Origin of the sequence: Furfurilactobacillus milii (assembly GCF_009863985.1) — a bacterium.
In the GTDB taxonomy this organism is placed as follows: Bacteria; Bacillota; Bacilli; order Lactobacillales; family Lactobacillaceae; genus Furfurilactobacillus; species Furfurilactobacillus milii_A.
The window spans coordinates 41,576-51,097 of record NZ_WEZT01000016.1 but is presented as its reverse complement, the minus strand read 5'-3'; the positions used below and the strand labels follow the sequence as shown (position 1 = coordinate 51,097).

9 protein-coding genes are annotated in these 9,522 nt (G+C 39.3%); 7 read left to right on the top strand and 2 right to left on the bottom strand.

Translation table 11 applies throughout. From position 1 onward, the window contains the following. The first annotated feature begins 183 nt into the window (after window positions 1-183). From GB992_RS08105 to GB992_RS08095, 4 genes are all read left to right on the top strand, one after another. A complete protein-coding gene (locus tag GB992_RS08105; RefSeq protein ID WP_161001978.1) occupies window positions 184-1,134 on the top strand; it encodes a glycosyltransferase family 2 protein in 951 nt (316 codons plus the stop codon). Window positions 1,135-1,180: 46 nt separating this feature from the next. After that, entirely contained in the window at window positions 1,181-3,193 is a 2,013-nt protein-coding gene (locus tag GB992_RS08100; protein ID WP_161001977.1) for a DUF6020 family protein, read from the top strand. 489 nt (window positions 3,194-3,682) lie between these two features. Then, window positions 3,683-3,784 (top strand): transposase, encoded by a 102-nt coding sequence (locus tag GB992_RS12045; RefSeq protein ID WP_488655866.1) that lies wholly within the window; start codon window positions 3,683-3,685, stop codon window positions 3,782-3,784. 105 nt (window positions 3,785-3,889) lie between these two features. After that, entirely contained in the window at window positions 3,890-5,245 is a 1,356-nt protein-coding gene (locus GB992_RS08095) for a transposase (RefSeq protein WP_431188833.1), read from the top strand. Here GB992_RS08095 and GB992_RS12015 read toward each other — a convergent pair. Then, window positions 5,178-5,618: a transposase gene (locus GB992_RS12015; protein WP_431188834.1), complete on the bottom strand. Its 441-nt coding sequence runs from the start codon at window positions 5,616-5,618 to the stop codon at window positions 5,178-5,180. The genes GB992_RS08095 and GB992_RS12015 overlap by 68 nt on opposite strands. Continuing rightward, window positions 5,540-6,469 carry a transposase gene (locus GB992_RS08085; protein ID WP_161001976.1) on the bottom strand — a complete coding sequence of 310 codons (930 nt, stop codon included), beginning with the start codon at window positions 6,467-6,469 and terminating at the stop codon, window positions 5,540-5,542. Before GB992_RS08085 ends, GB992_RS12015 begins: the two co-directional genes overlap by 79 nt. A gap of 496 nt (window positions 6,470-6,965) precedes the next feature. Between GB992_RS08085 and tnpB (GB992_RS08080) the strand changes: the two genes are divergently transcribed. The 3 genes from tnpB (GB992_RS08080) (at window position 6,966) to tnpB (GB992_RS08070) (ending at window position 9,465) form a co-directional block, all read left to right on the top strand. Continuing rightward, complete coding sequence (gene tnpB / locus GB992_RS08080; RefSeq protein WP_161001983.1) at window positions 6,966-7,247, top strand: IS66 family insertion sequence element accessory protein TnpB; 282 nt, start codon at window positions 6,966-6,968, stop codon at window positions 7,245-7,247. A gap of 128 nt (window positions 7,248-7,375) precedes the next feature. Continuing rightward, on the top strand, window positions 7,376-8,896 hold the full coding sequence (gene tnpC / locus GB992_RS08075; RefSeq protein WP_161001975.1) for an IS66 family transposase: 1,521 nt from the start codon (window positions 7,376-7,378) through the stop codon (window positions 8,894-8,896). A gap of 188 nt (window positions 8,897-9,084) precedes the next feature. Further along, window positions 9,085-9,465 (top strand): IS66 family insertion sequence element accessory protein TnpB, encoded by a 381-nt coding sequence (tnpB, locus tag GB992_RS08070; RefSeq protein ID WP_161001974.1) that lies wholly within the window; start codon window positions 9,085-9,087, stop codon window positions 9,463-9,465. The last annotated feature ends 57 nt before the right edge of the window (window positions 9,466-9,522 follow it).

The window sequence follows — 9,522 nt, the reverse complement described above, 5'->3', positions numbered from 1 at the left end:
TCCTTAGACCTAATTAATCATCGACCATTAAAAACGCTTGATCATCATACTGCCATTGAGTTTTTCAATCGGTGTTCGAATTAAAGTTGTAATTTGCCGTATACATACATTATTCAGTTATTGAGTAACTATATATGTAAGCTATGTTATTATGGCAGAAGCAATTATTTTTGGAGGGTACAAATGAAACTTGATAACGTTGCAATTTTAATTCCCTGTTACAATGAAGGGAAAACAATTAGAAAAGTCGTTACTGACTGTTTAAACAGTACTAAAAACATCGAAGATGTAAAAATTTACGTATATGATAACAACTCCAGTGACAACACCGTTGATGAGGCCCGCTCTGCAGGTGCCATTATTCGCCATGAATTTCAGCAAGGAAAGGGAAACGTCATTCGCAGAATGTTCCGAGAAGTTAACGCTTCTGCCTATATAATGATTGACGGCGATGATACATATCCCACTAACGCTATACCTGAGATGGTAAAGAGGGTAAAAGAGCTCCACGTCGACATGGTAGTTGGTGATCGCCTGTCATCAAGTTACTTCCAAGAAAATCAAAGACCTTTTCACAATGTTGGAAACAAATTAGTTAGATCCAGTATTAATCTGTTTTTCAAAAATGATATTAAGGATATCCTTACAGGATACAGAGCATTTAGTTACCAGTTTGTCAAATCCTATCCAGTGGCATCACACGGTTTTGAAATTGAAACCGAAATGAGTATCTTGGCAATTGAGAACAACATGTACGTAGAAAACCAAGTTATCGATTATCGGGATAGGCCATCTGGCAGTGTCTCAAAGTTAAACACGTACAGCGATGGTTTTAAAGTTCTCCGACGAATACTGACACTATTCCGCAACTATCATCCTTTGCAATTCTTTGGCAGCATCTCACTACTGAGTGTTTTAATTGCCATTTTAGTTTTCATTCCAAAAGTTTGGATTCCCTATCTAACAAGTGGTCAAGTTGCAAATATGCCAACATTGATTGTTTGTGGATTTCTAGTCATAATGGGTTTACTTTCGTATGCAAGTGGTCTGATATTGGATTCTATACAAAAAAAAGAACAAAGAGAATTTGAGTTCAGGCTCCAACTCATTCACAACGAATTTAACAAGATGTAGTTCGCAATTCAGTTCTGTCAGTTTTAATATCTGCTAGGAGCGCACAATGAATCTGTCTTTTCGAATTTCAAAAATAAAAAAAAGAACAACTATTGTTGTTCTAAGCCTACTGATTTCAATGGGATTAAATATTTCTTTGTTAGCCACATCTGAGGCACAGTACAAAGCTGCATATATGTCTTCTAACCACCCTTTTCAGCGCTTCTTGTTAGGACTGGCGAATTCTGCCAGCCCAAATAACGTCAATACATTGCTGGTCACCGCGTTTGTTGTTACGGTTTTATTAACTACAATTAAATTTCATGGTCCTAGGTGGTTTAACTTTGCTACATTACTCGTAAGTGCGCTGATAAGCACTTACAGTTTGTTAGCTCTTAGCTTTCAATATACTGGAACTTGGGATTTAGTTGTTTCATCAAGTTTTCCAATTCTCGGAAAAGCACTTTTAAAATGGATGTCTTTAACTTTTTTCTTGTTCCAGTTGGCCAAACTTCCTCTCATTTTTAAGAAGAATATATTGCTCCTGTTTTCATCGGACAAACCAATTTCAAAAAACAAGAAAACTAGTTTTTGGCGATTTTTCTTCTTGATTTTTGTAGCATGGTTTTTTTACCTAATCGTACTTTTCCCAGGTTCTGCGTCATGGGACACTTTAAATCAATTTTCAGAATTTTTCGGGAAAAGAATTAGTTGGGTTTATCCAACCGCGCAATACCTCCTTCATTCGGGACAGTCTACAATTTCTGATCATCATCCTTTTCTACTAACATTATATTATGGCGGCTTGATTAAATTCGGAGTTTCATTAGGATCCGAAAAAATAGGATTATTTCTCATAACACTGATTCAGACTTTATACACTATTGCTATTTTCTCTATGTCTCTCGTTACTTTTGAAACACTTAAGTTACAGCGAAAAACTATTAATATTTTGTTCTACTTCTATTGTTTTTTCCCTCTATTTCCACTGTATGCCATGTATCAAGTCAAAAACTCCATATATGGTCCTACTTTACTTTGGTTCTGTTTACTTTTAATTAATGCACTAATTGACAATAATCAATTGTCAAAAACTTCATGGCGCATTATGATGGTCGTTAATCTGCTTTTGCAAGTCATCTCAATTAAATACGGATTTTACGTAGCCATCATTTCATCGTTAGTGGCTATTTTGGTATTTCATCACAATTGGAAATCGGTGCTCTTTTTTATGATAGTTCCAGTTATAGCTTTTAGGATTGCATACTCCTCTCTTTCAACCACTTTAAATATCATTCCAGGCGATCCCATTGAAATGTACTCCATTCCATTGCAACAAACCGGCCGTTATTTGAAATATTATCCAAACGACGTCACAAAACATGAAAAAAGGGTCCTATCAAAGATGTTTGTTATTGATAATATTGCTGGTGCGTATACTCCTGAAGTATCAGATGCCATGAAATCTGGTGGGGGTGGATCACCTCTGGTTTACAAGTATCCTACAGTAACAAAAAAAGACATGGCTGATTACAAAAAAGTCTGGTTTAAAATGATGTTTAGGCATCCTGGTATTTATCTAGAAGCCTTCTTTAATCAGACATATGAGTATTTCAATCTTTACCCTGAAACAAACTTGCATTCTCAAAACTTAGCTTTCGACCAATTCCCACTAAACGTCCCTAAACACGACAAAAATCAGTATGTCTTCCATACGTCTGGTCATAAATTTTCATCTAATTATTCACAGTCAAATAAGTTTGGCAGAAATATCATTATTAATCTGCTTAATTTCCTTGTTTCTATACCAGGGGTTTCTCTCTTATTCAGAGGTACTTCGTACGTCTTTTTTGCGTTGTTAATATTGTCTCTCATATTTGCAAATAGATTGAATCTCAAATATTTAACGGTGTTTGTACCTATACTTCTTCAACTTGGCGTTTGCATTTTGTCGCCTGTCAATGGATCTCAACGATACTTATATCCTTTCATTTACTGTGGTCCCTTCCTATTTGTATTATTTCTATTAGTCATTCGTACTATTGACAGAAGAACTTCCAATGGTATGAAATCATCATAATATAAGAAATAGACCTTTAATAATGTTTCGTGTTAGATGATTCAATTTTTCATCTTTACTTTACGGTGAATTATGCAGAGGTTAATCTTTTCTTGACTTACTAACAGTATGATTCTGATATTCATGCGATTCTATGGTCCTAAGTTTTGATGGAGCTATTTGAAAAAAGTTGAACCTTAGAGAGTTCAGCCTTTTTTCGGTTCTCTGTCGACTGTTGTTATTAACGACCATAATACGAGTTTGGGACAAAACTCTTGAATAAAAATAAGGTTCGAAATCGTTTTTTGATTTCGAACCTTATTTTTGTACTATTATGTAGGCACAGAGACAATTCTCTACTTACCCAACAGCGGCTAAAAAATCAGAAAGCGAGGTCATCTTCATGTACAATAATCAAGCCAGTTTGGCAGTGAATTTAGATTTTACGCCTAGTGAAAATCATGTGGTCACAGTGTTAAGCCGTTTCGTAAACTCTATTCTTTTAACGTCATGAACGCAACTGCCGCCACTGGGCGGCCAGCCTATGATCCACAGTTAATGATGAAGATTCTATTGTTTGCGTACACGCGTAAAAACATTCCGCGGTCGTGAAATTGAGCTAATGTGTGCTGAAAACTTGTATATGAAATGGTTGATTGGGTCTATGATTTAGTACCTAGCTATCGAACAATTAATCGATTTCGTGTTTCCACAACTATGGCAGTTTTTATTAAACAAGCCTTCGTTCAGTTTCGTGAATTAGTGCACCAAGCTGGACTCGTTAATTATGATGCCTTATTCATCGACGGAACCAAATTATTGACTAATGCGAACAAGTATACGTTTGTCTGGAAGAAAAACATTACTAAGTACAATAACAAACTAACAGAGAAAACGCGGGCACTTTATGATGAACCGATTCAAAATGAAGTTGATCTTGCGATTGATCAAGAACGTTATACACCAACCAACGTTGACCAGATGAAAATCGTTACCAATCAATTGGACGACAAGATTGCGCAATTGGATCAGGCTATTGAAACAGAAAAGTCACAGCCTGGCGGCTCACCAGCCAAGCAACGACGCCGTCATTTAAAGAAGTTTCAACGCCAGTTAGCTCGTAAAACGAACTATGATGAGGCCTTGGCAACTTTTGGTAACCGTAATAGCTATTCCAAAACAGACCACGATGCGACGTTTATGCGAATGAAGGAAGATCCAAATGGTCAATTAAAACCTGGCTACAATTTACAGATTGTGACCCAGCATCAATTTACCCACTACTATGACTTATATCAACGGCCAACAGATACGCGCACGTTAGTGCCATTTTTAAAAATCTTCGATTTTGACGCAACACCGGTCAAATACATTGTCGCGGATGCGGGTTATGGTAGTGAATCTAACTATGAATACATTACTGATGAGCTGGATAAACAATACCTCATTCCTTACGGGATGTACGAGAAAGAAAAGAAAAAGCGCTATCGTAACGACCCCACCAAGATCCAAAACTGGCAATACGACGAAAAAAATGATGTTTTCACTGACTACCAAGGGATTGAATTTCACTTTAAAAATTACAGCATACGTCACGATCAATACGGTCAAGAGCGTAAATTCAAAGTTTACCAAGCAGTAGACTACTTCGAAGATCCAGTACGTCAAGCGTTAGCACAGACGCCAAGTGGTCGACAACGCCAGGTCAGCATCAACAATAACTGGTTGTACTTTAAAAATTACGCCAGAGTTCAACTCCAAAGTGACGAAGGTAAGAAGATTTATGGTCAACGAAAAATCGAGGTCGAACCAGTCTTCGCAGATGTGAAGGCTCATTTGAGGTTTACTCGATTTTCGGTTAGAGGGTTAGATAAAGTAAACAACGAAGTTGGATTGGTCCTAATGGCCATGAATATGATTAAATGGGCCCGAGAGAAGGTCTGTTTAATCACAAAAATTCAAGAAAACCAGGGCAATGAAAAAATCGACCAGAGAAAAGCAAAAATCACTTTTCTCTGGTCGATTTATTTTGAGTTATGTCCCAAACTCGTTTTGTTTTTGTCCTTAACATAACAAGGATGCGCAGACGGAAATTCTTAAATCTCGTGTAGCCACAGCGGGATCGTTTAAGGACCTCAATCCGATTATTCGTCCCTTCCAAAGGACCATTAGAGTAATCTTTGTGCCTCAAAGTGTTTTCAATGTAGTCAGGATGCTCACGAATATAAGTTAAGCACATCTCAAAGGTTTCAGGTGCAGCGATGGAATCGGCCAAGGCATTGCGTAATTCTTTGACATCATTTGTCCTGACGGCCCCACACAAACGTTGTACGTAAGCGTAAACTTTTGCCAATTCAAGACTTAAGCTTAGTAAATTATCGATAACGTCAACTTCAGTGGTGACGTATTTAAACTGGGAAGAGCGGTGAAAGTTCTTATAATCCAGGTTTGCGGCCAGTTTGAGTAATAATTTCCAATATTTTTAAGCGCCTTATATTCACGCGATGATGTCGCAAATTTTTTCATCACTTCAATACGGGTCTTATTTAACTCACATTGAATGGCATTGATGATGTAAAATCGGTCAATGATCACAATCACATTGGGAAAGATTTCTTCCGACAATTGTGGATAGGTATAGTTCATGTCTGTCACCAGAAAACGAACTTGATTCCGGACTTCAAGATCATAACGTTTAAAATAACGTGTCAGTGCTGATAAGGATCGGACGTCAAGAATGTCTCGGAACAGCTGGTAGCCACTGTCCATCAGAACACAACTCATCGAACCTTGGGCATCCTTGGTACTCTTGATTTCATCGATGTGGAGAGCAGCTGGAAGATGGTGATAGTCCGTTTTAAAATCGGATGAAAAACGATTCAACACTCGCGAAACGAAGTTTGGCGAGGTGTTCATTTCCTGGGCAATGTGTTTCATTGAGACGGATTCGTTTAGCTTCGATAAACAAGCCTGATGCGTGTTGTAAGATATTGAGCAGTTGCGTTTAACGATACTTGTGTGAGCCAAAAAGTGCCCACGACATGCGTGACACTCATAGTATTGTTTACGTAAATGCATGACGACAGCCCATTCACCCGTTTTTGGTAAGCGAGTATGAACCGTTCGCCAGCCATATTTAATAATCGTGTGTTGATTCAAGACACCGCACTCTGAACATGCCTTAGGGACATAGGTTAGGTGTGCCTTAACCTGAATTGCCTGGTCACCACGGACAACCTCATCAATAAAAACATTTTTATCTTCAATATTGAGCAAAACTTTAGTAGAATCAGACATGGGATATCGCCGCTTTCTTATATTATCTTGAAACTTGGTCGTGGAAGGATAAAGCAATGGCGATATCCTTTTTCTACCTCTAGTCAAGTATTAATATTGGTCTAGCAGTATTTATGTCTTTGAATTGATTTGAACTTAGGGATTCAAAACGGTTTCTTTGCGATTTGAACAGTTTGAAATACGATTTTTGAGTACACTAAATAGACCTTAGCCATTTTATTTTTTTGAGTAAGGCTAGTACACTATAGATGTAATCAGAATGATTGGCGCTTGACGCCGTATATATACATCTGATTCGTAATCACGAGATGGTAAATCGTTCGTAACAGGCGACCCATCGCAGCGATGGCAATCTTCTTAGTCCCTGACTGAGGAGATTGTTTTTTCTGCGTTGATAAAAGTCGTTAATATGATTCGGATGGTAGTGAGCGACCGTCGCGATATTACTGATTGTGCGAAATAGTAGCTTACGGGCAAAACTGACCTACGTAAAGGTATCGATGGTCTCGCGACCTTCGTTAAGGAAGAATTCGATTTAGATCCATTCAACAATGCCTTATTCCTTTTTTGTGGAACGAAAATGGATCGGTTTAAAGCCTTGGTCTGGGAGTCAGATGGTTTTCTACTTTTTTATAAACGTTTAGAGAACGGACGGTTACTTTGGCCGCGTAAAGACAGTGCCGCTAAGTTAATTACGCAAACGCAGCTCAAGCGCTTTTTACAAGGCTTTCCACTTTCGCCTAGTGTTCAACCAGCCACCATCGGTGCCTGGTATTAAACCCTTAAAGTCAACGCTTTGTCATCATTAAAAAGATGGTCTAAAAGGCTGATTTTAAGGGTTTTCTTTTGCCCTAAATTCAGGTATTCTACGTTAATTGAGTAAATTGGAAACGGAGGGTTCACCGGATGACGGATCATGAGTTAATGCTTCAATTGACGGAACAAAATAAACAGTTAACCAGTCTGGTCCAGCAGTTGTCTGATCAAAACAAATGGTTGATGGAACAATTGAAGAATCTTCAACGTCGTCATTTCGGGCAATCATCTGAACAAAATGCCAATGAAGGTCAGCTATCCCTGTTTGAGACACCAACGGTTGAAGAGAGCCCTGAAGTGGCACCCACGCCAGTGGCTGCCCATACGCGCAAACCAGCAAAGAAATTAGCAGAGCGACTCAATCCAGATTTAGTCACTGTTGAAAAGCGTTACTTTGGTCTGGCCGATACCCATTGTCCTAATTGTAGGCATCAACTAGAGACTATTGGACAAAAAGCGGTTCGAACCACATTAGAATACATTCCGGCACGCTTGGTTCAACATGACAACTTCGCATTCACTTATAAATGTCCACGTTGTTCGGCGGATCCTAAAATTGATGGTGATAGGTTGATTCAAACACCTGGGCCAACGGCCTTAATGGTACACAGTGTCATGACGCCAAGCTTAATTACTGAAATCGTCGGTGAAAAATATATCCTCGATGTGCCACTCTACCGACAGCGCTCGGAATGGAAGCGACGCGGCTGGGAGACAACCACAGCCAGTTTAAGTAATGCGGTGATCAAATGTGGTGAGTGGCTAACGCCGCTCTATCAAATGCTTCATGAGCAACTGCTAAAACAGGATTACTTACATGGTGATGAAACACCGATTCAGGTGTTGACGGAACCCAATAAGACCGCCACGAATAAATCCTATTTATGGCTCATCACTTCAAACGAAGGTGCAAGCAAACCGGCGGTCTACTTTGCCTATGATCCAACTCGTTCTGGAAAAACCGCGGCTAAATTGTACAAAGGGTTTGAAGGGACACTGCAATGTGATGGATACAGTGGTTATCATGCCTTGCCAGATACCATTCGGCAGGTGGGCTGTTGGGCACACGCTCGGCGTAAGTTCTTTGACGCAACACATGGGAGTCAAAAAGGCCAAGCTAAACGAGCCTTGGCGAAGATTGATCAGTTATTCATGTGGGAACGTGACTGGGCTGATTTAAAGCCAGCCGATCGGTTGGCTAAACGTCAAGAAACGGCGGCACCACTCGTCGAAGCGTTCTGGGCAACATTGAGTCAAATGAACGTGTTGCATAATAGTTCGTTGGGTAAAGCGATTGATTACGCACTCGGGCAAAAAGATCGTTTAAATGTCTTTTTAGAAGATGGCAAAGTGGTCCTCAGCAATAATTTAGCTGAACGTAGTATCAAGCCGAGTGTGATGTTGCGTAAAAACAGTCTGTTTTCCAAAAGCCAAGCCGGCGCTAAGGCGAATGCGATGTATTTGTCATTCATTGAAAGTGCGAAAGCGAACCAGCTTGACCCCAAAGCATATTTAAATTATCTCTTCACAGAACTACCAGAACGGGTCAGAATCCCGATCTGGTTGATTTGGAAGCTTATTTACCATGGAATGTTAAACCAGAAGCACTGAAACAAGAACCAAAGTAAAGCAATCGCGGACCATCCGTCATTATCATGACAGATGATCCGCAATTTTTGAATACGTGCTATTACTTACTGCTTACACTGCTTACAGTGTAAGCAGTAAGTAACAGCACGACTATTTTTGATCAGTTTTCTTAGCTATGCTTAAGCCATCAATTAATTTGGTGGTGAAACATGAACTCAGATACTGAAAAAGATTTAAAACAGCTATTAGCTTACACAAGTTATCAGAAAATCTACGTTATCACAGGCAAAACTGACCTACGTAAAGGTATCGATGGTCTCGCGACCTTCGTTAAGGAAGAATTCGATTTAGATCCATTCAACAATGCCTTATTCCTTTTTTGTGGAACGAAAATGGATCGGTTTAAAGCCTTGGTCTGGGAGTCAGATGGTTTTCTACTTTTTTATAAACGTTTAGAGAACGGACGGTTACTTTGGCCGCGTAAAGACAGTGCCGCTAAGTTAATTACGCAAACGCAGCTCAAGCGCTTTTTACAAGGCTTTCCACTTTCGCCTAGTGTTCAACCAGCCACCATCGGTGCCTGGTATTAAACCCTTAAAGTCAACGCTTTGTCATCATTAAAAAGATGGTCTAAAAGGCTGATTTTA

What these genes read in the sequence shown, in the direction of transcription:
- GB992_RS08105 (WP_161001978.1), top strand. Translation starts at nt 184, where the DNA reads ATGAAACTTGATAACGTTGCAATTTTAATTCCCTGTTACAATGAAGGG.
- GB992_RS08100 (WP_161001977.1), top strand. Translation starts at nt 1,181, where the DNA reads ATGAATCTGTCTTTTCGAATTTCAAAAATAAAAAAAAGAACAACTATT.
- GB992_RS12045 (WP_488655866.1), top strand. Translation starts at nt 3,683, where the DNA reads ATGAACGCAACTGCCGCCACTGGGCGGCCAGCCTATGATCCACAGTTA.
- GB992_RS08095 (WP_431188833.1), top strand. Translation starts at nt 3,890, where the DNA reads ATGGCAGTTTTTATTAAACAAGCCTTCGTTCAGTTTCGTGAATTAGTG.
- GB992_RS08085 (WP_161001976.1), bottom strand. Translation starts at nt 6,469, where the DNA reads ATGTCTGATTCTACTAAAGTTTTGCTCAATATTGAAGATAAAAATGTT.
- tnpC (WP_161001975.1), top strand. Translation starts at nt 7,376, where the DNA reads ATGACGGATCATGAGTTAATGCTTCAATTGACGGAACAAAATAAACAG.
- tnpB (WP_161001974.1), top strand. Translation starts at nt 9,085, where the DNA reads ATGAACTCAGATACTGAAAAAGATTTAAAACAGCTATTAGCTTACACA.